Here is a 24,788-nt window from a genome sequence, read left to right on the forward strand (position 1 = left end):
CACGACGACCCGTACAGATGATGACCGTCTACGGGAGAGAGCCACGTCTCTCCTCCCCGACGTGTCCCGGAGGTTCGGACATGCACCACCGCCGAGTCCGCCGCGCCCTCGTCGGCGCGCTCGCCTTACTCGCGCTCGCCCCGCTCGCCGCCTGCGGCCCCAGCGGCACGCCCGCCTCGTCGTCCGGGCCGCCGGCCTCCTCCACGTCCCCGAAAGCCACCGGGCCGGGGACGCCGACGCCCTTCGCCGGCCGGCTGAGCGCGCTGGAGCGCCGGTTCGACGCGCGGCTCGGCGTCTACGCCGTCGACACCGGCACCGGACGCGAGGTGACCCACAACGCCGACCAGCGGTTCGCGTACGCCTCCACCTTCAAGGCGCTGGCCGCCGGCGCCGTCCTGCGGAAGTACACCCTCGCCGGGACGGGCCGCGTCATCACCTACTCCCGGGACGATCTCGTCGCGCACTCACCCGTCACCGAGAAGCACGTCGCCACCGGCATGAGCCTGAGCGCGCTGTGCGACGCCGCCGTCCGCCACAGCGACAACACCGCGGCCAACCTCCTCTTCGACGCGCTCGGCGGACCGCACGGCCTGGACGCCGTACTCGGCGAACTCGGCGACGACGTCACCCGGATGGAGCGCCGCGAGCCCGAGCTGAGCCGGTGGGCCCCGGGGGAGACCCGCGACACGACCACACCGCGGGCGCTCGCCCGCGACCTGCGGGCCTTCGTCCTGGGTGACGCGCTGCGGCCCCCGGAGCGGGAGCGGCTCACGACGTGGCTGCGGATCAACACCACCGGCGACGCACTGATCAGGGCGGGCGTGCCCGACGGGTGGGTCGTCGGGGACAAGACCGGGACCGGCAGCGGATACGGCGCTCGCAACGACATCGCCGTGGTGTGGCGCCCGGACGCGGCCCCCCTCGTGATGGCGATCATGTCGAACCGCCGCACGGCGGACGCCGCGCACGACGACCGTCTGATCGCGGAAGCGGCCTCCGTCGTCGCCGACTCGCTGTCCTGAGCCGTGTCCGTGAGCCCTCGCCCGGATCGCCGCTTCAGGCGGGCGCCGATCTGTCCGGACACGACCTGGGTCGTCCCCGTCCGGGGGGTCGCCGCCCGCGTGAGATCTTCCGGACACGACCGGGGGAGCGTCCGCCGCGTCGCCCGGAGTAGCGGTCTTCGCCGAGGCGCCCGATGCTTTCCGGACGATCACGGACATGTCCCATGCGGGCATCACCCTGGAGGGCAAGGCGCGGCTGAGAGCGGACCGCTGCACGATCGAGCGGCCGGGCCTCGGTCTCGACTGCCCTGACGACACCCATCTGTCCGCGCGGGACTGCGACGTGACCGCACCCGACGAGGCGGGCGTGTTCTCCGTGGCGAGCGCCGACGTGACGATCGACCGGCTCACGGTCACGGACTCCCGCGGCTGCGGGATCATCCTCGGCGACAGCAGCCGGGCCGCCGTGACGCACGCCGTGCTGCGCGGCGGCGAGGCGGACGGCATCCGCCTGGCCGCCTCGGTGGTCGGCCGGGTCGAGGACTGCGAGGTGACCGGCTTGCGGGGCGAGGCCGTCGCCGGGGGCAACGACCGCGTGCGCTTCCTTCGCCTCCGTACGGCCGTGGCGGGCTCCACCGGCGACGGGTCCGGCAGGACCGAGAAGGCCGTGCTCGCCGCCCTGCACCGGCTGATCGTGCCTCGACACCGCCAAGCGGCAGGTCGGCGTCCAGGTCGACCTGATCCGGCTCGGCAAGTGGCGTGAGGAGGCGGGTCTTTCCGTCCCGCCCGTCGCCCACCACCTCGTCTTCTCAGGGCCGCCGGGAACCGGCAAGACGACCGTGGCCCGGCTGTACGGAGAGATCCCCGGCGGCCTCGGCACGCTGCGGACGGGGCACCTGGTCGAGGCCGCCCGGGGGATCTCGTCGGCGAGTACCTCGGCCACACCGCCCAGAAGACCCCACGCGTCTTCGAACGGGCCCGCGGCGGCGTCCTGTTCATCGACGAGGCGTACAGCCTGTCGCGGACGTTCGGAACCGGCGCCGACTCCGGCCAGGAGGCCATCGACGTGCTCACCAAGCTGATGGAAGACCACCGCGACGACGTCGTGGTGATCGCGGCGGCAAGGCACCCCCTGCGACGTGTCCGGAAAGTGCCGACGTCCGCCCCGAGGGTGTCGCGGGCCGGGCGAGACTCTCCCGACACGACCTGCCCCCGGAAGGGCTCGACCTCCGGTGCCGCGGCACGGCCCGGGCAGGCCGAGCGGGGGAACCCCTACGGCGTGAGGAACGGTGTGAACGGCGAGAGGCACGGGCCCGGGGCGGCCGAGGAGACGGCCAGGGCGGCCGAGGCCATGTCCAGGAAGGCCGAGGAGAAGGCGGGCGTCATCCTGGACCGCGTCATGCGGGCGGAGGAGGACCCCGAAGCGCTGCGGTGGTTCCTGACCGACGAGGCCGAGGCCGCCGCCGACGACGTGCGGCGCGCCGCCACGCTGCCGGACGGGAACGTCCTGCTGGTCGGCCTCTACGCCCTCGGGTTCCACGACTGGGGCCGCTTCCTCGCGGGGGAGGCGACGGACGCCGCGGCGCTCGGCTCGGCCCTGCTCGGCTTCCTCGACGTCCACCGCGCCTACCCCGACCGCATCCCGGCCCTCCTGCGCCCGCACCTGGCGGTCCTGACCGGTGAGCCCGCCGGGGCGGACGCCGATCCCGGGGAGGCCTACCAGGCGGGCGCCGGAATCGTGTTGCTGTACCAGCGGCACCGCAACCCGGTGATGCTGCCCGCCGCCGCCGCGTTGCTGCGCCACTCCGTCCAGGGGTTCCCGGCCGGCAGCGCCGAACAGGGCACCTGCCTGTCCGACCTCGGCCTGACGATGGTGTACGCCTTCCGGGACGGCGCCGGCCCCGAACTGCTCGCCGACGCCGTGGAGATCAGCCGCGCCGCGGTCGCCGCCGCGCCCGGCGAGCGGATGGAACAGGCGCGCAGGCACGGCAACCTCGGGTTCGCCCTGCGTTACCGGGCCGAGGCGACGTCGGACCAGGCCATGGTGCGGGAGAGCCTGAGCGAGATGCGGCACGCGATCCGGCTCAGTGAACGGCAGGACGCGTTCTACGGCCTGTTCTTCGCCCAGTTGGGCTCCGCGCTGGTCTCGGCGGCGGTGCAACTCGACGACACCTCGCTGCTGCCCGAGGCGGTCGACACCCTCCGCGAGGCCGTGGCCGTCGCGACGACCGACCAGCCGCCACCGGCCGCCTACCTCTCGGACCTGGGGATCGCGCTGATCACCCTCTCCATCGCGCCCGAGACGACCGCCGGCACGGCGAGCGCGGGCACCCGGACGGTGACGGGACGGGCGTCGGTACCGCCCCGGGGCGACAGGGCCGCCAGGGCCGCCCTCTACGACGAAGGGGTCGACGCCTGCCGACGCGCGGCCGACACGGCGCCCAACATCGTCGAACGGGCCATCTACCTCACCCACCTCGCCTTCGTCCTCGACGGCCGCGTCGTCCGCGGCGGAAACCCCGACGCCCTCGACGCCGCGTACGACGCGGCGCGGGACGCCGTGGCGACCGCACCGGCCGGCCACCCCACGCGCGCCCAGGCGCGGAACGTCCTCAGCGGCGTCCTGCGCTCCCGCTACCTCGCACGAGGCGACCTCGCCGACCTGGAGGCCGCGATCGACAGCGCCCGCGACGCGCTGGACGAGACCCCGGCCGACGACCCGCGCGGTACCGCCCGGGGTGTGGACCTCGCCGACCTGCTCAGGCTGCACGCCCGCGCCGTCGAGGCGCCCGAGGCGCTCGCCGAACCGGTCGCCCTCCTGCGCCGGCTCGCCGCCGCCGCCGCACCGCACTCGGCGGAGCGGGGCCGCGCCCTGTTCCACCTGGCCATGGCCCTCGGCGCCGTCGGCGACGGCACGGGGGAGGAGGCCACGGCGGCCGCGGACGAAGCCGTACGGACGCTCCGGGAGTGCCTGGACCTGCCGGGTGCCGGCGGAGACAGGGAAGCCGCCGTCCGGTTCCACCTCGGCACGGCGCTCGTCCGGCGGTCGGCTCCGGTGGGGGAGGCGGGCGAGCGGCGGCTCCGGCACGACGCGCCGGACCACCGGGAGGCGCGGGACCGCGCGGAGCGTGACCGGGCGGAGGGCGTCGCCCTCATCCGGCAGGGCATCGCACTCCTGGACCCCGACGACCCGCGGCGCTCGGAGTACCTCGCAGGGCTCGGCTCGGTCCACGTCGAGCGGGCCGCCCGGACGAGCGATCCGGCGCAGTACGCCGAAGCCGTGCGCGTGCTGCGGGAAGCCGTGGCGTGCACGCCGTCCGGCAGCCCCGCCGAGGAGGCGGCGCGCCGCTCGAACCTGGGCGCCGCCCTGGTCGGGCTGGCCACCCTGACCGCCGACCAGAGCCTGCTCGCCGAGGGGGTGCGGATGCACCGGGACGCCGTCGACGCCTCCCCGCCGGACGACCACTACCGCCGTCACCGCCTGGGCAACCTGGGAGACGCCCTGCAGCAGCTCGCGCAGTTCCGCTCGGACGCCCGCCTGATCGATGAGGCCGTCGAGGTGCTGCGCGAGGCGGTGGTCGCCGCCGGCCCCACCGTGCCCGGCCGGGGCGGCAGTTTCAGCCGTCTGGGGAACGCCCTGCGCTCGCTCTCCCGCTTCACCGGAGACGGCGCGCCCCTGGAGGAGGCCGTCACGTGGCACCGGCGGGCGGTGGCCGCCGAGCGGGAGACCACGCCCATCGGAACCCGAGAGCTGGGCGCGGCCGTCCCCCGTGCCCTCGTCGGCCTCGCCAACGTCCTCGTGGACCGCTACCACCGCACCCACGACGAGTCCCTGCGCGACGAGGCGTTCCGGCACTACCGGGCGGCGCTCGCCGCCGCCCACGCCCCCGGAGACCGCGCCGTCGTCCTCACCAGCTACGGCTGGGCGCTGTGGGGCCGGGCGACCGACACCGCCGACGACGCCCTCATGGACACCGCGATCAGCACCCTGCGGGAGTCGGTCGCCACCGTCCCCGCCCGGCACGCCGGAATCGGCGGCGTGCTCACCAACCTGGGCTCCGCGCTGATGGACCGCGCCCGGATCACCGGTGACCGGGCGTGGCTCGCGGAGGCCGTCACCGTGCTGCGCCGCGCCGTCGAGGAGAGCCCGCCCACCACCTTCGAACGCGCCGGGCTGCTCTCCAACCTCGCCGAGGCCCTGCGCGCCTGGCACGAGATCACCCAGGAGCGGGACGCCGCCGACGAGGCCGTCAGGCTGCTGCGCGAGGCCGTCGCGCTCGAACACGGCGAGCGGCACGGCAGGGACATCGCCCGCGTCAATCTCGGCCTCCTCCTGAACAGCCTCGCCCTGCCCGGCCAGGCCCTCGGCGAGGAGGCGGACACCGGCCTTCTCGCCGAGTCCCGGCTCGTCCTGGAGGAGGCCGTCGCCGGCCTCGACGACGACCACCCGCAGCGGGCCCTCGCCCTCATGAACCTGGCCGCCGTCTGCGTCCTCACCGCGGAACTCGCCGACGACCCGGCCGGACCCACCGCGCGCACCTCGTTCGAGCAGGCGGTGAACGCGGCGAGGGAGGCGCTCGCCCGCGTCCCCGACGGCTATCCCGAGCAGGCACGCATCCAGTGGCTGATCGCCCGGGCCCAGGTGGGGCGCGCCCTGATCGGTGAGCAGGCCGATCTGGGCGAGGCGGCCCTGCTGGCCCGGCGGTCCGCGCACAACGCGGTGGCACCGGTCACGGTCCGGCTGCCCGCCGCGCGCGTCTGGGGCGACGCGGCCGCCGCCTCCGGACGGCACGCCGAGGCACTGGCCGCGTACTCCTACGCCGTCGGCCTGCTGCCCCGGCTCGCCCCCCGCAACCTCGGACGCGCCGACCAGGAGTCCCGGCTCGGCGCCGGTGTGGGCCTCGCCTCCGACGCCGCCGCACTCGCCCTGCGGGCGGGCGATCCCGAGGCGGCCCTCACGCTCCTCGAACAGGGACGCGGAGTGCTCCTCGCCCAGGGACTGGAGAGCCGCGGCGACCTCTCCCGGCTGCGGGCGGCCGACCCCGCCCTGGCCGCCGAGTTCGAGGAGGTCCGCGAGGAGCTCAGCGCCGGATCGCCCTGGTCCGCGGTCCTGCGCGCCGACCTCGGGGCGCCCGGCCCCCACGCCTCCGAGCGCCGGTTCACGGAAGCCGAGGCGGGCCGCCTGGCCGAGGCGCGGCACGCCCTGTCGCGGCGGTGGGACGCGCTCCTCGACCGGATCCGCCGGCTGCCGGGCCTGGAGACCTTCCTGAGCCCCCCGCGCGTGGCGGACCTGCTCCCGGCGGCCGCCGCCGGCCCCGTCGTGGTGGTCAACGTCAGTCGGTACCGCTCCGACGCGCTCGTCGTCACCCCCGAAGGACGCGTCGAGGTGGTCCCGTTGCCCGGCCTCGACCCGACCGACACCGTGAACCGCGCGGCGGAGTTCGTCCTCGCGGTCGAGGACGCGTACGGCGTCCAGGGCGCCGCCCGGGCGCGCGCGGCCATGCGGACGCTCACCGGGACGCTGGCGTGGTTGTGGGACGCCGTCGCCGAGCCGGTGCTCGACCGGCTCGGCCTGCGCGCCGTCCCGACCGACGACGAACCCTGGACACGGCTGTGGTGGTGCCCCACCGGCTGGCTCTCCTTCCTGCCGCTGCACGCCGCGGGCCACACGGGCTCCGGCCGCACCGTCATGGACCGGGCCGTCTCCTCGTACACGCCCACGCTGCGCGCCCTGGTCAGGGCCCGCCGCACCCCCGCCGGGACGTCGTCGCGGCGCCCCGCCCCGTTGGTCGTCACCCTCGCGGAGACACCGGGAGCACACCCGCTGCCCGGCGCGTCACAGGAGGCGCGCGTGCTGCGCGGCCTCTTCCCCGCCGGGGACCACCTCGCGGGCCCCGAGGCCACGGTCGACGCCGTACGGCGCCGGCTGCCGTCGCACCCGTGGGTCCATTTCAGCTGTCATGGGGTCAGCGACCCGCTGGAGCCGTCCGAGAGCGGTCTGATCCTCCACGACGGGCGGCTCACCGTGCTCGACGCCGCCGCTCAGCGACCGCGCGAGGCGGTCCTGGCGGTCCTCTCGGCGTGCTCCACGTCCCAGGGAGGGCTGATGCTGCCCGACGAGTCGGTCCACCTGGTGTCGGCGTTCCAACTCGCCGGATATCCCCACGTCATCGGGACGCTGTGGCCGGTCTCCGACAAGGTGGCCACCCGGCTGACCGAGGACTTCTACGCGGCCCTGGCGGACGACCTCGCCCACGGCCGCCCCATCGACCCCGCGGCGGCCCTGCACGCGCCGGTGCGGGCGCTGCGCGAGCGCCTCGTCCACGCGCCGCACCTGTGGGCCGCGCACCTCCACAACGGCCCCTGACGCCTCGACCTCAGCCGGCGGCGGCCGCGGGGTTCCCGGGATCGCCCATCGCGGTACCGGAGGGGGCCCGCGGCACGTCGTCCGGCTCGGGGACGTCGTCGGTGGGCCGGTAGGTGCGGCGCTCGGAGAACTCCTCGATCAGCGCGTCCAACTCCTCGTCAGAGGGCTGTCCTTCGTGCTGCGTCACCTTCTGCTCCTTCCTCTCGGGTGCTCACCGCTTCCGCGGACGGCGCCGGGACGGGCGCCGGGGCCGGGTCCGGCGGGTGCAGCAGTTCCAGTACGTCGATGTCGGCGGCCCGCACGTACACCCCGGCCGTGCCGGGCACCCGCCCGAGGAACGTGCCGTCGGGACCCATGCGGTACTGCGCCTGCAGATAGACGTCCCCCTGCTGCGGATATGCCGACACCGCCGACCGCGTCCCCAGCCAACCGCCCACCCACAGACCGTTCTTCAGCCGGACCCGGACGAAGCAGGACCCCCGTTCGCGGAACAGCGCGTCCCACGCCGTCGGCGTCGGCTCGTACCGCGCACGCCTGCGCCTTCTGCCCCACGCCACCTCCGCCCAGGCGACCCCGGCCGGCACCAGGACCACCAGCACGAGCGCGGCGAGACCCGCCTCGCGGGGCTGCCGCAGCACCCCGGCGACCGGCCCGGACCCCTCGCCCGCGAGCACCCGCACCAGCCACGGACCCGCGACGACCACGTACACGGCGTCGAGGAGCGCGCCCGCCGCGATCGCCCGTACGAGGCGGTTCTGCGGCTCCTGCTCGGAGGCGACGGCGCCCCGCAGGTGCTCACGGACAGCCTGGTAGAAGACCCCGGGCAGCACGAGGATCAGCAGGATGGTCAACTGCTGCACTGTCCCCGGAACCATCGGCTCTCTTTCCCCCACGCACCACGCCTCACCGACCCTGGTGGATCACACGGTACGTCGCCTGGCCCCGGCGTGCCGCGGGAAGGGCCGGGTCGACGCGGATCAGGGACCGAGGCGGTCGAGCGCGGCACGCACCCGCTCCGTGCCGTCCTCCCGCCGCAGCCGCGCGGCGACGGCGGTGGCGTGCCGGCGATAGGCCGGATCGGTCGTGGCGGCGGTCAGGGCGGCGGCGAGGTCGTCCGGCGTGGTGAACCGCCGCAGGGGTACGGGGCCTGGCGACACGCCGAGCGTCGCCAGGCGGGCGGCCCAGAACGCCCCGTCGAACCACACCGGCATGGGCACCGCCGGGACACCCGCCCGCAGTCCCGCGGCCGTCGTCCCCGCGCCCGCGTGGTGCACGACGGCCGCCATCCGCGGGAAGAGCAGGGAGTGGGGCACCTCGCCGACCGTCAGCACGTCGTCCCCCTCGACCCGCAGACTGCTCCACCCCGACTGCACCACGCCCCGCAGCCCGGCCGTCCGCAACGCCCGCACGATCAGCCCGCTCACCCGCTCGGGGTCCGGCACGGTCGGGCTCCCCAGCCCGACGAAGACGGGGGCGGGCCCCGCGTCCAGGAAGTCCCGCACCTCGCGGGGGAGTTCGGCGGCCGGCGGATCGTACGGCCACCAGTACCCGTCGACCGTCAGCCCCGGGCGCCAGTCGGCGGGGCGCGGCTGCACCGAGGGACTGAAACCGTGGTGCACCGGCCAGTCCTGCCGCTCCCGGTTCCTGCGCCGGGCCCGGGAGCGGCGGTGCCCCACGCCGAGCTCCCTCTCCAGGGCGCGGACGGCCTCGGCGAACACCAGGTCCAGGGCCGCGTTGACCGCCCGCCCGGCCCACCGGTTGCCGGCGCGGCCGCAGGACCGCGTGCCGACGACCGGCGGCGGGAAGTCCCGGGTCGGCGCGAGTGGTTGCAGGCACATGCCCCGGCTCGGCAGCCCCAGGCCCTCGGCGATGACGTGGCCCATCGGTGCGACCGACCCGGAGAGCAGCAGCACGTCGCTCGCGCGGGCCGCCTCCAGCATCCCCTGCGCCATGTCGCCCACAAGACGCCGCGCCATGGCGAGGACCCAGGCCAGCTTCCCGGGACCGCTTCTGCTGGAGAGCAGTCTCCGGCCGTGCTCGGAACGCAGCTCGGCCCGGGGGTCGACGGGCAGGCCGTGGAAGCCGAGGCCGGCCCTGGCCACCAGCCCGGCGAACGATTCATGGGTCACCACGGTGACGTCGTGCCCCGCTTCCACCAGGCCGTGGCCGAGCCCGGTGAACGGCGCCACGTCACCGTGCGATCCCGCTGTGATCAGTGCGACACGCATCGTCACCATGATGGCAGCCGGAGGCGGCCGATCGGATCACCGACCGCGGCGTGCCGCCTGGCGGCCACCCCTGACGAGGCGTGATGATGGAGGTGCCCGCGTGCCCCTGCGGACGCGGGGAAGGAGTACACAGCATGTGCCGATGGCTCGCCTACTCAGGGACCCCGGTTCTCCTGGACTCCCTGTTGTACCGCCCGGCGCATTCGCTGATCGATCAGAGCCTGCACTCCCGCATGGGCGTCGAGACGACGAACGGCGACGGTTTCGGGATCGGCTGGTACAGCAGGGGCCTGCCCACGCCGGCGGTGGTGCGCGACACCGGCCCCGCCTGGAACAACCGGAACCTCCGCGAGATCTCGTCCCACATCCGCTCCCACCTCTTCTTCGCCCACATCCGGGCCTCGACGGGATCGGCGATCCAGCAGACCAACTGCCACCCCTTCCGGCACGGGCGCTGGCTGTGGATGCACAACGGAGCGATCAGCGAGTTCCAGCGGCTGCGCCGGGACCTGTGCCTGCGCATCGACCCGTCCCTGTTCGCCGACATCGAGGGTTCGACGGACTCCGAGGTCATGTTCTACCTCGCCCTCACCTACGGCCTGGACCAGGACCCGCCCGCCGCGGTCGCCCGGATGGCGGGTCATGTGGAGACACTGGGCCGGGATCACGGCGTGGAGAACCCGCTCCAGATGACGGTCGCGGTGACCGACGGCGACGGGCTGTGGGTCTTCCGCTATTCGAGTGAGCGACGGTCGCGCTCCCTGTACTACAGCGCCGAGGTGGAGACGCTGCGCGGACTCCACCCCGACCTGACGTTTCTGGACGGCCTGAGCGACGACAGCCGCCTCGTGGTGTCCGAACCGCTCAGCGGGCTGCCCGGCGCCTGGTTCGAGGTTCCCGAGGCCACCTACGGCCTCGTGCGGGGGAGCGGGGACTTCCTCCAGCCGTTCGTCCCGCTGACCGAGGACTCCGTGGCGGTGCCGTAGGAGTCCCGCCCGGGCCGGCCCGGGCGGGACTCCTTGGGCGCTGCCCGGTGTCTCACCCCGCCGTACGGTGTCCCGGGCCGCCCGCCGGGCCCGTGCCCGCGTCCGCGCCCGGCCGGGCCACCGACAGCGGCTCGGCGATGTCCTCCAGCGAGCGCCGTTCGGCCTTCACGGCCAGGAAGACCGCCACCAGGCCGGCCGCGCACATCAGTCCGGCACCGATCTGGAAGGCCAGCACCGTGTCCCCGACGACGCCGGACTCGGTGAGTTCCGCGAAGATCAGCGGGCCGCTGATGCCGCCGGCCGCGGTGCCGATGGCGTAGAAGAAGGCGATGGCCATGGCGCGCGTCTCCATGGGGAAGACCTCGGAGACGGTCAGGTACGCGCTCGACGCGCCCGCCGAGGCGAAGAACAGCACCACGCACCAGCAGGCCGTCATCGTCGTGGCCGTCAGCGAACCCCGGTCGAAGAGCCAGGCCGTACCGAAGAGCAGGACGCCCGAGAGCAGGTACGTCGAGGAGATCATGATCCGGCGGCCGAGGGTGTCGAAGAGCTTGCCGAGCAGCAGCGGACCGAGGAAGTTGCCCGCGGCGATCACGGCGAAGTAATAGCCGGTGTGGCCGGTGGGAACGTCGAAGAACGTGGTGAGGATCGCGCCGAAGCCGAAGGTGATGGCGTTGTAGAGGAACGCCTGGCCGATGAAGAGCGAGAGGCCGAGGACCGCGCGGCGCGGATAGCGGCCGAAGACCGTCCTGGCGATGAGGCCGAAGCCGATGCTCTTGCGCTGCTGGATGGTGATCTCGCGGTCCGGCGGCGGCAGCGGCGAGCCCTTCTCCTCCTCGATCTCCCGTTCCACGGCCGTGACCAGCTCGTCGGCGTCCTCGCCCCGGCCGTGGATGAACTGCCAGCGGGGGCTCTCCGGCACGTGCCGCCGCACCAGCAGGATGACCAGACCGAGGACGACACCGAGGGCGAAGCTGAGCCGCCAGCCGACATCGGCGGGGAAGATGTCGGTGTCCAGCATGACGATGGAGAGCAGGGCTCCGCCGATCGCGCCCAGCCAGTAGCTGCCGTTGATGATGAGGTCGACCCGGCCGCGGTACCGGGACGGGATCAGCTCGTCGATCGCGGAGTTGATGGCCGCGTACTCGCCGCCGATCCCGAAGCCGGTGAAGAACCGGAAGAGGAAGAACCACCAGGTCTCGAACGACAGGGCGGTCAGGGCGGTCGCGGCGAGGTAGACGGCCAGCGTCACCATGAACAGCTTCTTGCGGCCGTAACGGTCGGTCAGCCACCCGAAGAACAGGGCGCCCGAGCACGCGCCTGCCACGTACAGCGCGGCGGCGACGCCGGTGACCTGCGCGGAGGTGATGTCGAGGCCGCTGCCCTCCTCGGCGAGACGGCCGGCAACGTTGCCGACGATCGTGACTTCCAGTCCGTCCAGGATCCAGACGGTGCCGAGGCCGATCACGATCATCCAGTGCCAGCGTGACCACGGCAGGCGGTCCAGGCGGGCCGGGACGGCCGTGGTGACGGTGTTCTCCGCGGGGGCGGGCACAGAGGCCGCTGACTGCGTTGTCATGGTTCCCTCTCCGTCGAGCGACCCCCTCCCGATGCCCGGAACCGGGCGGAGCATGCCCACCCGACGCCGGGTCAAGCATGAGGGGAGCGGCGGGGTCTCACCACACGGCACCGCCCCGGCCCGGGCCGGGGCGTACGGCGTCTTCCGTGCGCGACGCGCTAGCGGACGCCTTCGCCGGGCGCCACCGGGGCCAGGGTGAAGGAGTGGCCCGCGGGGTCGGCGAAGGTGCGCTCCTCGTGCCGGCGGCCCTCCCGCGCGCCGGGCACGAACGGCTGGGCCACCGCCGCCACCGGCCTCGCGCCGAGGGCGACGGCTTCGCGCTCCGCCTCGTCCAGGTCCTCCGGGGCGACGAGCACGCGCACGTGCGCCTGCTGGGCGTCGTCCGGACGGGGCCAGCTGGGTGGCGCGTAGCCGTGGTCGCGGCGGATCGCGAGGACGGTCCCGCTGCCGCCGGTGAGGACCACGAAGTCGGGATCCCCGCCGGACTCCACGTCGGCGCCGAGCAGGGAGGCGTAGAACTCCGCGAGCCGCTCGGGCTCCGCGCAGTCGAGGACGAGCACACAGGTCTTGGCTACGGTCATACACCGCGTGTGCCCCGAGCCCGCTCCTCCACGCCGGACGCCGCCCGGCCCGCCACGCGTGAACGCGCGGCGAGCGGGCGGGAGTCGGGGGCCGGTACCGCGCCCGCTCGCGGAACCGGGCGGGCGCGGTGTCCGGCCGGGGCCGGGGATGGGAGGTTAGCGCCCCCGCCTGCGGGGGTCTTCCTCGCCCTCGACGTCGATGTGCTCCTTGCGGATCTCGCCGACGACCGTCTCCTCCTCCGTGACCTCCTCCGGGGTGAGGCTGACGCGCTCGACCGGGACGGCCCGGGTCTCGACGACGGGCCGCTCCTCGTGGAGGGTGACCTCGTGCTCCGCCTCGGAGATCTCCGGGCCGGACATCGCCCGGTCGCGGTTGGCGTCGGTGATGGGCTCGCGCTCCACGCGGACCTCTTCGTGGCGCAGCGGGATGGTCTGCTGGACCTCCTCGGTGACCACGTACTTGCGCAGTCGCGCCCGGCCGACCTCACGGCGTTCGGTGCCGACGTGCATCTCCTCCTCGGAGCGGGTCATCGCGTCGTCGCGCACGCGTCCCGCGTCCATCTCCCCGCCGCCCGCCGCGCGGGTCTCGCCGTGGGCCCAGCCGCCCTCGCCGGGCTGGTTGGCCCGCTGCCAGGCCTCATCCCAGTTGATGCCGTAGTACTCGTAGAGCCGCCGCTCCTCGCCCTCGGACAGATGGCCTTCGGCGTCGACGTCGACGTGCGGCGCGTCCTTGATCCTGTCCTTGGGATACGGAACCTCCAGGTGGTCCTGGACCACGGCGGCGTCCTTGATCGGGACGAAGGACTCGCTCGATCCGAGCATGCCGGTCTTGACGGTGACCCACTCTGGAAGGCCGGTGGCGTCGTCCAGGAAGACGTTCTTGGCGTCGCCGACCTTGTTGCCCTCGGCGTCGTACACCGGGTGGTCGAGCACGGTGGGGATCTGCTCTCGGGTGATCATGTTCCCTCCTGCTTCCTGTCGGGGTCACCGATGCGCATAACCGACGAAATCGGATGAAAACACCCCAAGCAGCACCATTTATGGCTCGGATTTCAACTACCGCGGCCGGAGGGTCCGCGCCCCGGGTGAGCGGCCGTCCCCGGTGTCCCCCACCTGGCGGCCATGGATGAACGCGGCTTGGGTACCCGCTGCGCATGACACGGCTCAGCGACTTCAGGCACCGGCGCGCTTCTCAGGCCCGTCGGCACGCTTCGGGTGCCGACGGGGAAGGGAAGCGCCCCGACGACGGCGAGAACGAGAGCTTCGGCCCGGACGCGCGGGTGGAGCGGGAAGCCCCGGACACACCGACCGAGATGCCGAAGAAATCCTGGTCGGCGATCCTGCGCCGGACCGTCGCCGAGTTCAAGGACGACGAACTCGCGGACCGGGCGGCGGCGCTGACCTACTACGGAGTGCTGTCCCTCTTCCCCGCGCTGCTGGTGCTGATCTCCCTGCTGGGAGTCGTCGGCAAATCGGCGACGGACAGCGTGCTGGACAACCTCACCCGGCTCACCCCGGGCGCCGCACGGGACGTGATCACCAACGCGGTGCAGCAGCTCCAGGGCAACGCGGGCGTCGGCTCGGTGATGGCGGTCGTCGGTCTCGTCCTGGCCGTGTGGTCGGCGTCGGGATACGTGGCCGCCTTCATCCGGACCTCCAACGCGGTCTACGACATCCCCGAGGGCCGCCCGGTGTGGAAGGTGCTCCCGGTCCGCCTGGTGGTGACCATCGTGCTGATGGTCCTCGCGGTCGTCAGCGCCCTCATCGTCGTCTTCACCGGCGAGCTGGCCCGTCAGGTCGGCACCGCGCTCGGTATCGGGGACACCGCGCTGACCGTCTGGTCCATCGCCAAGTGGCCGGTGCTGCTGCTCCTGGTCACGATGATGATCGCCCTCCTGTACTGGGCGACGCCGAACGCGCGGGGCCGGGGCTTCCGATGGGTCACCCCGGGCAGCTTCCTCGCGTTGCTGATCTGGATGGTCGCCTCCGCCGGGTTCGCGTTCTACGTCGCGAACTTCGGCTCGTACAACAAGACCTACGGAACCGTCGCAGGAATGATCATCTTCCTGCTGTGGCTGTGGATCACCAACCTCGCGATCCTCCTCGGCCTGGAGTTCGATGCCGAGATGGCCCGCGAGCGCGCCATCGCGGGGGGACACCCGGAGGACGAGGAGCCGTACGTCGAGCCGCGCGACACCCGCGCGTGGGACGAGCGGGACAAGCGGCGCATGCGAGGGCCCGAGTGAGGCCGCCGCCTCGGTCGGGTGTGAGACCGGGCGGGAGGGGAAACCGCAGCCACGTGACATGACGACGGCGAAGACACCCACGGGCGAACCCAGCCCCCGAAGGACAGGTGAACGAGCATGGCCACCGTCGAACGCCAACGCCACACCAGCGGCTCGGACGAGCCGGTGGGCGAACTGGTCCAGCGTGCCTCCCAGCAGCTGTCGCAACTCGTCCGCGACGAGATGCGGCTCGCCCAGGCGGAGATGAGACAGAAGGGCAAGCGGTTCGGTGTCGGCGGCGGGCTCTTCGGTGGCGCCGGGCTCGTCGGCATCCTCGCGCTCCAGGCGCTGACCGCGGCCGTCATCGCCGCACTGGCCCTGGTCCTGCCGGTGTGGGCGTCGGCCCTCATCGTCGCGGGTCTCCTGGCCGTGATCGCCGGAGTGCTCGCGGCCACCGGCAAGCAGCAGATCGGCAAGGCGACCCCGCCGACGCCCGAGCAGGCCGTCGCATCGGTCAAGGAGGACGTCGCGGAGATCAAGAAGAAGGCGCACCGATGACTACCGACAAGCGTCATGACGCATCCGGAGACACCCCGCCCGAGCGGTCCGGGAACGACGGCTCCGCTTCCACGCCGGAGGAACTCCGGGCCCAGGTCGAACGGACCCGCGAGGAGCTGGGGGAGACCGTCGAGGCGCTGGCCGCCAAGGCCGACGTCAAGTCCCGCGCCAAGGACAAGGCGGCGGACGTGAAGGCGGAGGCGAGCCATCAGGTCGCACGGGCACGGGAGAAGGTCGTCGGCGTCCGTACCGACGCGGGGCACAAGGCCGCGCAGGCGCGGGAGAAGGCGGTCCACGCCGCCCACCGGGTGAAGGACGGGACGGCGGAGCCGGTACGCGACAAGGCGGGCCGGGCCGCGGAACTGCTCGGGGACAAGGCGGGCCGGGCCGGACAGCTCGTCCACGACAGGACCCCCGAACCGGTGCGGGAGCAGGCCGGCCGCACGGCGCGGAAGGCCCGGGAGAACCGCACCACGCTGCTCGCCGTCGCGGGCGGCGCCCTGGGCGTCCTGCTCGTCGCGCGCCGCGTCCGGTCGTCGCGCCGCCCACGGAAGGGAGGATGCAGGTGAAGGGCTCCAAGCTCGTCTACCGGCCGGTCGGCCTGACGCTCGGCATGCTCGGCGGCATGCTGGCCGGCGCGGTGTTCAAGCAGACCTGGAAGATGATCGCCCACGAGGACGACGCCCCCGACGCCATGGACGAGGAGCGCACCTGGCGGGAGATCCTGCTCGCCGCGGCTCTGCAGGGTGCGGTCTTCGCGGTGGTCAAGGCGGCCGTCGACCGCTCGGGCGCGAAGGCCACCCGCCGGCTGACCGGTACCTGGCCCGCCTGACGCGGGTCACGCGAAAACATCCGGCCGTCGCTCAGCGGCGGATCGGCCGGGCCCCTATCAGGCCCGGCCGATCCGCCGCTGACGTCGTGGGGGACCCGTCCGGCGAAGACCCCCTCCGTCGGCGCCTCCGCGGGTGCATGGCAGGCTCATGCCACCATTCACCCGAGGAGGAACCATTCGTCAGCGCTTCTGGGTGACCGTGTCGGTCGCCCTCACCCTGATGCTCCCGGCCGTCGCACCCGCGGCCGCCGAGGACGCCCCTCCGGTCGTCACCGGAGCCGTGTTCAACAACCCGAAGGGGACGGCGGCCGAGCAGAACGCCGTCAAGAACCACATCATCGGGGCGATCGGCAGGACCCAGAGCGGCCGGACGCTGCGGGCGGCTCTGTATGTGATGCAGGACCAGGACTACGCGGACGCCCTTGTGGCGGCGCACAACCGCGGCGTCAACGTCCGTGTCGTGCTCGATCACAAGTCCGTGGAGGCGCCCGACCCGGCGCCCGCCCAGAAGCTGATCAGCGCCCTGGGGACCGACCGCACCCAGCGCTCGTGGGTCCGTGTGTGCACCGAGGGCGGCGCCTGCATCGCGCAGGGCGGGACCAACCCGATCAACCACAACAAGTTCTTCACCTTCTCCCGCGTCGGTGACGCCGGAGTCGCCGAGGACGTGGTGATCCAGAGCTCGGCCAACCAGACGGCCTCGGCCGTCACCCGCCAGTGGAACAACGCGTACACCGTCGTCGGCAACACCGCCCTGTACACGGCCTACACCGGCTACTTCAACGACCTCGCGGCCATGACCAAGTCGGACGACTACTACCGGCAGGGCGAGGCCGGGGACCTGAAGTACTACTTCTTCCCGCAGAAGTCCGGCGACATCGTGCTCGGCTTCCTCGACAACGTCACCTGTACGGGGAACACCACCGTCGGCAGCGCCTCCCACAAGACCGTCGTGCGGATCGCCGCCTGGGCCCTGCACCGGAACGAGATCGCGGCCAAGCTCCGCTCCCTCGCGGACCAGGACTGCTGGATCGAAGTGGTCTACAAGGACTCCAACGACCTGGCGACGCTCCAGGGCCACCCGCGGATCAAGCCCTACCACCTCGACGCGGGCGGCTACTTCGTGCACTCGAAGTACCTGCTGATCGAGGGCAACTACGCGGGCCACCCCGACACGAAGTGGACCTTCACCGGCTCCCACAACCTGGACACCTCCTCGCTGCGCGAGAACGACGAGGCGATCATCCGCGTGCCCGGCGCCGCGGCGCACGACGCGTACAAGGCGAACTTCCTCGCCATGCGCGCCGAGTCGGTCCTGCAGTAGCCGACGCGGACCGCCTGCCGACGGCGCCGTCCGGTGGCGCCGTCCGCGGTCGTCGGCGCCACCGACGACCGCGAACGGCGCGTTCACCGGGCCGTCAGCGCGTCACGGCGCCATCTCGTACGCGCCCGCCAGCGCCTCGACCCTGTCCCACACGCGGCCCGAGCGGGCCTCGTCGACGACGGGGCGCCGGACGGCGTCCAGGGCCCAGCTCTGCTGCGCCGGGGTGGCGGAGTCCTTGCCGTGCAGCTCGACGGCGTGCGCGGAGAAGTCCCGTACGAGGACGGCGAACAGCTCGTCCAGCACGTCCGTGTCCAGACCGGTCAGGCGCGCCTGCTCCAGGATCAGCTGACCGTGGACGACGAGCGCGAAGAGCTGTCCCACGGCGAGCAGCAGGTCCAGGTCGCGGCTCTGCTCCTCGTCGGGAGCGGCGGTGGTGACGAACGCGCACAGCGCGTCGGCCTGCTCGCGGAAGCGGGCGACGTTGGGGACCTCGGCGTACGCGTCGTAGGCCGTCCGCCAGTCGTGGAAGCGTACGGAGCCCAGGCCGCGGGCCGGGCCCTGCCGGAAGAGGAAGGCGTCGTCGGCCGCGTCCAGGCGGGTCGGCACCGGAGCGTAGTCGGCGGGGTCCAGCAGGTGGTTGCGCATGAACTTGAGGATCAGCGCGAGGTTGACGTGGACCGTGCCCTCCAGCTTGGGCAGCCCCCGGATCTCGATGGCGGCCTGGGCGAAGTAGTTGTCCTTCTCGAACCCCTTGGCGGCGATGACGTCCCACATCAGGTCGATGACCTTCTCGCCCTCCGTGGTCACCTTCATCTTCGTCATGGGGTTGAAGAGGAGGTAACGGCGGTCGTCGGGTCCCGCGGAGCGGAAGTAGTCGACGGCGCGGTCGCTGAACAGCTTCATGCCGACCAGACGGACGTACGCGTCGGTCAGCTCGCGGCGCACGTGCGGGAACGCGGTGACCGGGCGGCCGTAGAGGATGCGCTGGTGGGCGTGGGTGACGGCCTCGTACATCGCGTGCTCGCAGATGCCGATCGAGGCGGTGCAGAGGTTGAACTTGCCGACGTTGACGGTGTTGAGCGCGGCGTCGAAGGCGGCCCGGCCGGTGTGCAGGACGTCCTCGGCACCCACGGGGTAGTCCTCGAGCCGGAACTCGCTGACGTACTTGGAGGAGTCGACGACGTTCTTCACCAGGTGGTAGGCCGGGTGGCGGCTGTCGGCGGCGAAGAAGACGTAGCCGTCGGGTCCTTCGACGTCGGTGCGGCGGCCGAAGACGGAGACCAGTCCGGCGGCGTTGCCGTTGCCGATGTAGTACTTGGAGCCGGTGGCACGGAAGCCGCCCCGGCCGTCCGGCTCCAGGAGCATGTCCGTGGAGTAGATGTCGGCGCCGTGGGTCTTCTCGGACAGGCCGAAGGCGAACACCTCGCCCTGCGCGAGGAGTTCGGCCGCCCGGGCGCGGGCGGCGGCGTTGTCGCTCTGCCACACCGGGCCGAGACCGAGGATGGTCACCTGCCAGGCGTACCAGTAGTCGAGCCCGTAGAAGCCGAAGATCTCGTTGAGGGCGGCGATCCGGGCGGTGTCCCAGCGCTTGTCACCCTCCTGCCCGGCGCCGGCGGCGGACGCGGGGGTGAGGAAGGTCGCGAAGAGTCCCTCCTTGGCCGCGAACGCGAGGAAGTCTCCGAGCCAGGCACGGGAGCGGTAGTCCTCGATCAGCCTGCGCTTGCCGCGCTCCTCGAACCAGTCGACGGTGGCGCGGAGCAGCCGGCGCGTCTCGGGGTCGAAGTGGGCCGGGTCGTACGTACGCGGGTTGAACAGCAGCGGGTCGGCCATGGGTGTCCGCCTTTCCGGCGTCGGTCGAGTCGGGTGGGATCGGGAACGAGGGAGGAGGGGACGGCGAGGCGCCGCGGCCCCCGGCCGTCTCAGCGCTCGGCCGGGCCGAGTCCGCGGAGGGTGGCGAGTACGTCGTCGAGCCAGGCGAGCGTCATCCGCTCGTACGCGATGCCGCCGCGCAGCACCACGTGCTGGAGCTCGCGGCCCGCGTCGGGCGGCTCGGTGGGAGCGGGGGCCTGCGCCCCGGTGAAGTCCCGTCGCTCGCCCGCGAGGTACCGCGCGAGCCGGTCGGTGTGCGCCCGGTGGTGGCGCTCGACCTCGCGGATCAGCGCGGCCGGGTCGTCGAAGGCGGCACCGCGGATCTTCACGGCGAGGTCGTGCCGGACGCTCTCCGGCTCGATCGGCTCGTGCAGCCACCCGGACAGGGCGTCCCGCCCCAGCGGGGCGACGGAGTACTCCTTCTTGTCCGGCCGGCCCTGCTGGGGGACCTCGCGGACATCCACCCAGCCGTCCGCCTCCATGCGCTTGAGCACGCGGTAGATCTGCTGGTGCGTGGCGGTCCAGAAGTAGCCGATGGACCGCTCGAACCGCCGGGCCAGCTCGTAGCCGGAGCCCGGCTGCTCCAGCAGCGACACGAGGATCGCGTGTTCGAGTGCCATGCCCCGATCTTCGTATGCAACGAGTTGCATAAACAAGTGCCGCCGCCCCGATGAGACGCGCCTCACCCCCGCTCGTCCGCGACCTCAGGGCGAGGACGCGCTCCGGCGCGCGATCACGCAGAAGGGATGCCCGGCCGGGTCGGTGAAGACCAGCCATCTGTCCTCCCGCGGCTGGTGCTCCGCCTTCACGGCGCCGGCCTCCCGCAGCAGGGCCTCGGTCGCGCCGAGGTCGTCGGCGTCGACCTCGAAGTCGAAGTGGAACTGCTGCGGCGCGTCCTGCCCGGGCCAGCGGGGCGGCCGGTAGCCGTCGACCCGCTGGAAGCCGAGGAAGAAGCCGTTCTCGCCGGTGAGGCCGGCGAAGTCGCCGTCGGACTCCGGGTGCGGCACGAAGCCGGTGAGCCGCTGGTAGAAGGCGGCCAGCGCCTCCGGATCCGCGCAGTCGAGCGTGATCGCCGAGAGCTTCATCGGGAGGGGCATCGCGACTCCTGTACGTGCGGGGGCCCAGGGGGCCCGGGGGAGGTGGCTGACCACCGTAGCGGGGCGCCGCGGGGAGGTTTGGCGGGCGTCGCGCGAGGCGAGGACTCCCATGCGCCGCGGCCGGGCGGGGCCGGGACGGCGCACCGGGGGTGGGGCAGGCCGAATGGGGGGCGGATGGTCGGGAGTGTCAGGACCTGTGTCGGGTTCGCGGTCGACGAGGCGTACGCCCTTCCGCTCGCGGTCGCGGGCCGCTCGCTCATCGATCACCTCGCGGGAGACGATCCCCTGGAGTTCGTGGTGCTCGACCTCGGCATATCCGAGCGCTCACGGAACCGTCTCGTCGCCGCCTGGGCCCCCCGTGCGAGCGTCAGCTTCCTGCGGCTTCCGTCCCTGCGCGACCTGGACGGACTGCCCCTCTCGGACCACGAGTTCGTGCCGCACCTCAACCGCAACGTCTACGGGCGGTGGTTCCTGCCGGAGCTGCTTCCATCGGTCTACCACCGGATGATCTATCTCGACGCCGATGTGCTGGTGCTGGGGGACGCCTCCCCGCTGTGGCACGTCGCCCTTGGCGACCATCCCTTCGCGGCGGCGCAGGACAAGGGCATTCCCTACGTCTCCTCCCCGTACGGCGTCCCGGACTACCGTGAGTTACGCCTCTCCGCCCGCGCCAAGTACTTCAACGCCGGCGTCATGGTCATCGACCTCGACCGCTGGCGGAAGCTGCGCATCCGCGAGCGCGCCCTCTCCTACGCCCGCACGCATCCCGCGATGCGCTTCGCGGACCAGGAGGCGCTCAACGCCGTCGCGGCCGGACGGTGGGCGGAGTTCCCCCGGGCGTGGAACTGCCCCGCGGAGGACGAGATCTTCGAGCAGGGCCAGGGTGCCCGGCCGAGGATCATCCACTTCCTCGGTCCCGGGAAGCCCTGGCTCGGCGCCTCCCACGCGACCCGCTGTCAGGCCGTGTACGGGACGTATCTGCGGCGCACCGGCTGGCCCACGGAGGGCCCCGCCTGAACCCGGCCGACACCGGCGACCACCCTCGCGCTTGCCCTTGTCTATCGATTTTCGATAGATTTCAATCGTAGCTCGATCGAGGGAGAGATCATGGGAAAACTGACCGTGCTCGCGTTGCGCGCCGTGCTCGTGGCGCTGCTCGCCGGATCGGTGTTCGTCCAGGCGGTGATGGTGCCGCTGCTGGCGGCCGACATGGAGGGGCTGAAGCCGGAGTACGCGTATCTGCGCACCCCGCTCCTCGTGATCATCGTCCTGGGCTTCGTGACGGCGGAGGTGGTCCTGCTCTGCGTGTGGCGGCTGGTGACGATGGTGCGTCGCGGCACGGTGTTCTCCCCCGCGGCCTTCCGCTACGTGCACATCGTGATCGGCGCGTTCGTGGCCGCGGCCGTCCTGGTCTTCGCGCTCGCCGTGGTCCTGGCCCCGGGCGAAGCCGTCGCGCCGGGCATCGTCCTCCTCGTCTGCGGGGCCAGTCTCGCCATCCTGGGCCTCGCGCTCATCGTGCTCGTCCTGCGCATGCTGCTCGCCCAGGCCGTCGAGCGCGACGTCGAGGCGTCGAAGATGCGGGCCGAGCTGGACGAGGTGATCTGATGCCGATCGTCGTCGACATCGACGTGATGCTGGCCAAACGGAAGATGTCCGTGGGGGAACTCGCCGAGCGCGTCGGGATCACGCCGGCCAACCTGGCGGTGCTGAAGAACGGCCGTGCCAAGGCCGTCCGCTTCGCGACGCTCGCCGCGCTCTGCGACGTGCTCGCCTGCCAGCCCGGGGACCTGCTGCGCTGGGAGGCCGAGCCCGCGACCGACGGCTGACGCCACGTCAGCCGTTCCCTCGGGCGCCCTTGACCGGCGGCGACGTCGAGGCGCGGCGGGGCTGTCAATAGGGTGGCCCCCATGTCTGCCACGTTGAGTTCTGGAAAAGTCGCCGGCGCGCTCCGCATGGCGGCGCGCGTCTCGGCCGAATCGCTGCTCGTCCTGGTGATGGTCGCGGTGGCCGTGTGGGTGCTGGGCCGGATGTGGTCGGTCGTATGGCCGCTCATAGTCGGCCTGTTCCTCACCACGCTGACCTGGCCCCTGACGCGCTTCCTGCGCGGCCGCGGATGGCCTCCCGCCCTGGCCGCGTCGGTGGTGACCGTGCTGTTCCTGCTCGTCGCCGCGGGCATCGTGGCACTCATCGCCGTACCGGTGGCGTCCCAGTCGGGTGAGTTGGCGGACGGCGTCGTCCAAGGCATCCAGCGGCTGCGGGAGTGGGCCGCGGGACCGCCGCTGAACATCGGCGACGACCAGATCACGGGCGCCTTCGACTCCGCGGTCACCCGCGTCCAGGACAGTGTCGGCAGCATGGTCACCGCCGTCGTCTCCGGGGTGGGCACGGTGATCGACGGAGTCGTCACCGCCGTCCTGGCGCTGTTCCTGATGTTCTTCTTCCTGAAGGACGGCCCGCGCTTCCTGCCCTGGCTCACCCGCCAGCTCCCCGGCCGGTTCGCCACCGACGTCCCGATCGTGGCCGAGCGCGGCTGGGACACCCTGGGGGCGTTCGTCCGGTCCCAGGCGCTCGTGGGTCTGCTCGACGCCGTCTTCATCGGCCTCGGCCTGTGGATCCTGGGCGTTCCGCTGGTGCTTCCGCTGGCCGTGCTGACCTTCGTGTCGGCGTTCGTCCCCATCGTGGGCGCACTCTTCGCCGGATTCGTCGCGGTGCTCATCGCGCTCGTGTCGAACGGTCCGACGGACGCGCTGCTCGTGCTCGCGATCATCGTCGTGGTGCAGCAGCTCGAAGGCAATGTCTTCCAGCCCATGATCCAGAGCCGGGGGCTCGGCCTCCACGCGGCCGTGGTCCTGCTGGCCGTGACCCTGGGAGGCAGCCTGGCGGGCATCGTCGGCAGCCTGCTCGCCGTACCGCTCGCGGCCGTGCTGGCCGTGGTCTGGAACTACTTGCGCGAGCAGCTCAGCGACCCGCCCCGCGACCCGGCGGCCGACGTGCCGCGCACCGACGCCCCCGTCCCGTCGTGACCCCCGGGGCGTCCTGACGCCCGCCCGGCCCGTGCCCGGCGCGGCTCACCCGCCGGAGGGCGAGTGGCCCGCCGGCACGGCCTCCCCGGCGGCGACCGGGCCGGGCGGGGTACCGTCGCCGAAGGGCCGACCGCCGAGCTCCTCACGGTCGTGCGGCGCGAGCCACCCGGAGAGATCGGGGCCGGCCGGCACGACACCGGTCGGGTTGATATCGCTCTGGACCAGGAAGTAGTGCCGCTTGATGTGGTCGAAGTCGACCGTGTCACCGAATCCCGGCGTCTGGAAGAGGTCCCGCGCGTAGGCCCACAGCACCGGCATCTCGGACAGCTTCTGCCGGTTGCACTTGAAGTGCCCGTGGTAGACGGCGTCGAAGCGGACGAGCGTGGTGAACAGACGCACGTCCGCCTCGGTGATCGTCTCGCCGACCAGGTACCGACGTCGTTCGAGTCGCTCCGACAACCGGTCGAGACAGGCGAACAAGCGGTCGTACGCGGCGGCGTACGCCTCCTGGGACCCGGCGAACCCGGCGCGGTAGACGCCGTTGTTCACCTCGCGGTAGACCACCTCGTTCACCGCGTCGATCTCGGCCCGCAGCGCCTCCGGATAGAGCGCCGGGGCACCCTCGCGGTGGTACGGCGCCCACTCCAGCGCCATGTCGAGCGTGATCCGGGGGACGTCGTTCGTCACCACCGCGCCGGTCGGCACGTCGACGATCGCCGGCACCGTGATGCCCCGGTCGTAACCGGGGTCGCGGGCGAGGTACGCCTCCCGCAGCCGCTCGATGCCCAGCACGGGGTCGCGACCCCCGGGGTCCAGGTCGAACGTCCAGCTCCGCTCGTCGTGCGTCGGCCCGGCGACGGCCATCGGCAGCGCGTCCTCCAGGCCGAGGAGCCGCCGCACGACGACCGCCCGGCTCGCCCACGGACAGGCCCGGCTGACCACCAGCCGGTAGCGGCCCGGCTCCACGGGGAAACCGTCCCGCCCGTCGGCGGTGATCCGGGTCGTGAGGTAGCGGCTGTCGCGGGAGTACTCCCCGCCGGGATTCACGTAACTCACACCGTCCGCCTACCCCGGAAGCGCCCCGGCGACGCGGGGACCACTCGAACGCCGCCGCCGCG

General features: G+C 72.8%; 23 protein-coding genes and 1 pseudogene. 14 read left to right on the forward strand and 10 right to left on the reverse strand.

Annotated elements, in window-relative coordinates; all coding sequences use genetic code 11:
- Positions 1 to 80 precede the first annotated feature (80 nt).
- From bla to ACZ68P_RS15520, 4 genes and pseudogenes are all read left to right on the forward strand, one after another.
- Entirely contained in the window at positions 81 to 1,022 is a 942-nt protein-coding gene (bla, locus tag ACZ68P_RS15505; protein WP_471006266.1) for a class A beta-lactamase, read from the forward strand.
- 196 nt (positions 1,023 to 1,218) lie between these two features.
- A complete protein-coding gene (locus tag ACZ68P_RS15510) occupies positions 1,219 to 1,764 on the forward strand; it encodes a right-handed parallel beta-helix repeat-containing protein (RefSeq protein WP_471006269.1) in 546 nt (181 codons plus the stop codon).
- Positions 1,700 to 2,121 (forward strand): annotated as a pseudogene (locus ACZ68P_RS15515) (AAA family ATPase); the annotation flags it as partial. The gene ACZ68P_RS15510 and the pseudogene ACZ68P_RS15515, both read left to right, overlap by 65 nt.
- 171 nt (positions 2,122 to 2,292) lie before the next feature.
- On the forward strand, positions 2,293 to 7,368 hold the full coding sequence (locus ACZ68P_RS15520; protein WP_471006393.1) for a CHAT domain-containing protein: 5,076 nt from the start codon (positions 2,293 to 2,295) through the stop codon (positions 7,366 to 7,368).
- A 10-nt stretch (positions 7,369 to 7,378) separates the two neighbouring features.
- Here ACZ68P_RS15520 and ACZ68P_RS15525 read toward each other — a convergent pair whose 3' ends face one another.
- The 3 genes from ACZ68P_RS15525 to ACZ68P_RS15535 all read right to left on the reverse strand — a co-directional run bounded on the left by ACZ68P_RS15525 (position 7,379) and on the right by ACZ68P_RS15535 (position 9,596).
- Complete coding sequence (locus tag ACZ68P_RS15525) at positions 7,379 to 7,555, reverse strand: hypothetical protein (protein WP_471006271.1); 177 nt, start codon at positions 7,553 to 7,555, stop codon at positions 7,379 to 7,381.
- The gene (locus ACZ68P_RS15530; protein ID WP_471006273.1) at positions 7,527 to 8,243 is read right to left on the reverse strand and encodes a DUF6338 family protein; all 717 of its coding nucleotides are present in this window, start codon (positions 8,241 to 8,243) and stop codon (positions 7,527 to 7,529) included. Before ACZ68P_RS15530 ends, ACZ68P_RS15525 begins: the two co-directional genes overlap by 29 nt.
- 102 nt (positions 8,244 to 8,345) lie before the next feature.
- Positions 8,346 to 9,596 carry a glycosyltransferase gene (locus ACZ68P_RS15535; RefSeq protein WP_471006275.1) on the reverse strand — a complete coding sequence of 417 codons (1,251 nt, stop codon included), beginning with the start codon at positions 9,594 to 9,596 and terminating at the stop codon, positions 8,346 to 8,348.
- A gap of 134 nt (positions 9,597 to 9,730) precedes the next feature.
- Here ACZ68P_RS15535 and ACZ68P_RS15540 point away from each other — a divergent pair, with 134 nt between their 5' ends.
- Positions 9,731 to 10,582 (forward strand): class II glutamine amidotransferase, encoded by an 852-nt coding sequence (locus tag ACZ68P_RS15540; protein WP_471006276.1) that lies wholly within the window; start codon positions 9,731 to 9,733, stop codon positions 10,580 to 10,582.
- A 52-nt stretch (positions 10,583 to 10,634) separates the two neighbouring features.
- Here ACZ68P_RS15540 and ACZ68P_RS15545 read toward each other — a convergent pair whose 3' ends face one another.
- The 3 genes from ACZ68P_RS15545 to ACZ68P_RS15555 form a co-directional block, all read right to left on the reverse strand.
- The gene (locus ACZ68P_RS15545) at positions 10,635 to 12,161 is read right to left on the reverse strand and encodes an MFS transporter (protein ID WP_471006278.1); all 1,527 of its coding nucleotides are present in this window, start codon (positions 12,159 to 12,161) and stop codon (positions 10,635 to 10,637) included.
- A gap of 158 nt (positions 12,162 to 12,319) precedes the next feature.
- Positions 12,320 to 12,742 (reverse strand): VOC family protein, encoded by a 423-nt coding sequence (locus tag ACZ68P_RS15550; protein WP_471006280.1) that lies wholly within the window; start codon positions 12,740 to 12,742, stop codon positions 12,320 to 12,322.
- A gap of 156 nt (positions 12,743 to 12,898) precedes the next feature.
- Positions 12,899 to 13,702, reverse strand: coding sequence for a DUF2382 domain-containing protein (locus ACZ68P_RS15555; protein ID WP_471006282.1), 804 nt, complete (start codon positions 13,700 to 13,702; stop codon positions 12,899 to 12,901).
- Positions 13,703 to 13,896: 194 nt separating this feature from the next.
- Here ACZ68P_RS15555 and ACZ68P_RS15560 point away from each other — a divergent pair, with 194 nt between their 5' ends.
- The 5 genes from ACZ68P_RS15560 (at position 13,897) to ACZ68P_RS15580 (ending at position 17,681) form a co-directional block, all read left to right on the forward strand.
- Positions 13,897 to 14,988, forward strand: coding sequence for a YihY/virulence factor BrkB family protein (locus ACZ68P_RS15560; protein WP_471006283.1), 1,092 nt, complete (start codon positions 13,897 to 13,899; stop codon positions 14,986 to 14,988).
- A 117-nt stretch (positions 14,989 to 15,105) separates the two neighbouring features.
- The gene (locus ACZ68P_RS15565) at positions 15,106 to 15,525 is read left to right on the forward strand and encodes a phage holin family protein (RefSeq protein WP_471006286.1); all 420 of its coding nucleotides are present in this window, start codon (positions 15,106 to 15,108) and stop codon (positions 15,523 to 15,525) included.
- Positions 15,522 to 16,094: a DUF3618 domain-containing protein gene (locus tag ACZ68P_RS15570; RefSeq protein ID WP_471006288.1), complete on the forward strand. Its 573-nt coding sequence runs from the start codon at positions 15,522 to 15,524 to the stop codon at positions 16,092 to 16,094. The genes ACZ68P_RS15565 and ACZ68P_RS15570 overlap by 4 nt, the downstream gene beginning before the upstream one ends.
- Positions 16,091 to 16,357 (forward strand): DUF4235 domain-containing protein, encoded by a 267-nt coding sequence (locus tag ACZ68P_RS15575; protein ID WP_365720070.1) that lies wholly within the window; start codon positions 16,091 to 16,093, stop codon positions 16,355 to 16,357. Before ACZ68P_RS15570 ends, ACZ68P_RS15575 begins: the two co-directional genes overlap by 4 nt.
- A gap of 193 nt (positions 16,358 to 16,550) precedes the next feature.
- Positions 16,551 to 17,681: a phospholipase D-like domain-containing protein gene (locus ACZ68P_RS15580; RefSeq protein ID WP_471006289.1), complete on the forward strand. Its 1,131-nt coding sequence runs from the start codon at positions 16,551 to 16,553 to the stop codon at positions 17,679 to 17,681.
- A 102-nt stretch (positions 17,682 to 17,783) separates the two neighbouring features.
- Here the strand turns inward: ACZ68P_RS15580 and ACZ68P_RS15585 are convergent, their stop codons facing one another.
- From ACZ68P_RS15585 to ACZ68P_RS15595, 3 genes are all read right to left on the reverse strand, one after another.
- Positions 17,784 to 19,511: an acyl-CoA dehydrogenase family protein gene (locus ACZ68P_RS15585; protein ID WP_471006291.1), complete on the reverse strand. Its 1,728-nt coding sequence runs from the start codon at positions 19,509 to 19,511 to the stop codon at positions 17,784 to 17,786.
- Positions 19,512 to 19,600: 89 nt separating this feature from the next.
- Positions 19,601 to 20,170 carry a PadR family transcriptional regulator gene (locus ACZ68P_RS15590; RefSeq protein ID WP_471006293.1) on the reverse strand — a complete coding sequence of 190 codons (570 nt, stop codon included), beginning with the start codon at positions 20,168 to 20,170 and terminating at the stop codon, positions 19,601 to 19,603.
- Between the two features lie 84 nt (positions 20,171 to 20,254).
- Positions 20,255 to 20,647, reverse strand: a complete 393-nt coding sequence (locus tag ACZ68P_RS15595) for a VOC family protein (protein ID WP_471006294.1) — start codon at positions 20,645 to 20,647, stop codon at positions 20,255 to 20,257.
- 174 nt (positions 20,648 to 20,821) lie between these two features.
- On the opposite strand from ACZ68P_RS15595, the gene ACZ68P_RS15600 reads away from it, so the two are divergent.
- From ACZ68P_RS15600 to ACZ68P_RS15615, 4 genes are all read left to right on the forward strand, one after another.
- Positions 20,822 to 21,664: a glycosyltransferase family 8 protein gene (locus tag ACZ68P_RS15600; protein WP_471006296.1), complete on the forward strand. Its 843-nt coding sequence runs from the start codon at positions 20,822 to 20,824 to the stop codon at positions 21,662 to 21,664.
- Between the two features lie 90 nt (positions 21,665 to 21,754).
- Positions 21,755 to 22,252: a DUF2975 domain-containing protein gene (locus tag ACZ68P_RS15605; protein WP_471006299.1), complete on the forward strand. Its 498-nt coding sequence runs from the start codon at positions 21,755 to 21,757 to the stop codon at positions 22,250 to 22,252.
- Positions 22,252 to 22,473, forward strand: coding sequence for a helix-turn-helix domain-containing protein (locus ACZ68P_RS15610; protein ID WP_365720084.1), 222 nt, complete (start codon positions 22,252 to 22,254; stop codon positions 22,471 to 22,473). Before ACZ68P_RS15605 ends, ACZ68P_RS15610 begins: the two co-directional genes overlap by 1 nt.
- Before the next feature lie 81 nt (positions 22,474 to 22,554).
- Positions 22,555 to 23,670 (forward strand): AI-2E family transporter, encoded by a 1,116-nt coding sequence (locus ACZ68P_RS15615; RefSeq protein ID WP_471006301.1) that lies wholly within the window; start codon positions 22,555 to 22,557, stop codon positions 23,668 to 23,670.
- 45 nt (positions 23,671 to 23,715) lie between these two features.
- Here the strand turns inward: ACZ68P_RS15615 and ACZ68P_RS15620 are convergent, their stop codons facing one another.
- Complete coding sequence (locus tag ACZ68P_RS15620) at positions 23,716 to 24,717, reverse strand: glutathione S-transferase family protein (RefSeq protein WP_471006395.1); 1,002 nt, start codon at positions 24,715 to 24,717, stop codon at positions 23,716 to 23,718.
- Positions 24,718 to 24,788 lie beyond the last annotated feature (71 nt).

It is taken from the genome of Streptomyces sp. NPDC036822, from assembly GCF_055609145.1.